Source organism: Oleiphilus sp. HI0086 (genome assembly GCF_001635225.1).
In genome coordinates this window covers 1-1,127 of record NZ_LWFZ01000017.1, presented here as the reverse complement: position 1 = coordinate 1,127, position 1,127 = coordinate 1, and the positions used below count along the sequence as shown (strand labels likewise).

Sequence of the window (1,127 nt, the reverse complement as noted above, 5' to 3'; positions counted from 1 at the left end):
TATCGCGCGTGGTTATTATGGTGATCCGAAGCAGCTAACGGATTTAATCGTTAAGGCTATTGAGCATGAAGGTTTCTCCTTCGTGCAGGCATTGAGCCAGTGTGTCACCTTTGTACCTGAGCAAAAGCATTGGAAGGAAATGGTCCATGAGTTTGGTCAGGAGCACACTCACGACCCAATTCAGACCGCGGCTGAAATTCAGAGGGATGATGGCTTCGGGCTTGGTATGATTTATCAGAATGAAAGACCTGCATGGATGCCTCCGCATTATGAGCCCGAGAACGAAGGGGAAGTGCTGGACGAAATGCAGCGTACGTTTCAGGTTTAGATGTATGATTTGAAGGCGGCTTACTTAAGTTAGCCCTTTTCTGAAAAGAGGGCTGTAACCAATGGCACTTACTTAAGCTTGATTTCGCCCCGAAACTCGTCATTCCCGCGCACAAGGTGAATTGCGCAGCAAGAGAGGGCCGCCTGGGCGGGGCGGGAATCCATTGTTTTTCAGCCGTTTGGCTGACCTAGAGAGTTAAAAAAGACTAGAAATCTATAGGTTAGCGATAGTCATGGTCCTTCAATTTCATTGAGTTAGCCTCAAAACAATGGATTCCCTTGTTCAAGGGAATGACGCCAATTTCTCCTTAAGTAAGTGCCATTCAGGGCTGTAACTTTTTATCGACTCTGTAGGCAGAGGGTTCTACCCCTCGCCGAGTCGCCCTTAGCTCTCGACGACTCGCATTTGTGTGTTTCAAGGTCTACAGTTAGGTTTTACTTAATTAAGGACTTAGCTGAAACAATGTGCCAATCTGTATTGAGTTTCTGGTTTGAAGAAATCGAACCTTCGAGCTGGTTTGTTAAGGACTCTGATTTCGACGCCCTGATTCAAGGGCGTTTTGCTTCCTTGCACCGCCAAGCGAATGCGGGGGAACTCTACACTTGGCGTTCAAGCCCCGAAGGCCGGTTGGCTGAGATTATCGTTCTAGATCAATTCTCTCGAAATATGTATCGAGATACGCCGGCTGCTTTCGCTTCTGATACACTTGCTTTGGTGCTGGCTCAGGAAGCGATCGCTTGTCGTGCAGATTTAGCACTTGAACCCACTGAGCGAAGTTTTCTGTATATGCCTTTCATGC

At 47.6% G+C, this 1,127-nt stretch carries 1 protein-coding gene and 1 pseudogene; both read left to right on the top strand.

What is annotated here, in order from left to right; all coding sequences use genetic code 11:
* Positions 1-328: pseudogene (locus A3756_RS26925) on the top strand (hypothetical protein); the annotation flags it as partial.
* A gap of 462 nt (positions 329-790) precedes the next feature.
* A partial coding sequence (locus tag A3756_RS00385) for a DUF924 family protein (RefSeq protein ID WP_156490128.1) occupies positions 791-1,127 on the top strand: 337 nt, incomplete at its 3' end.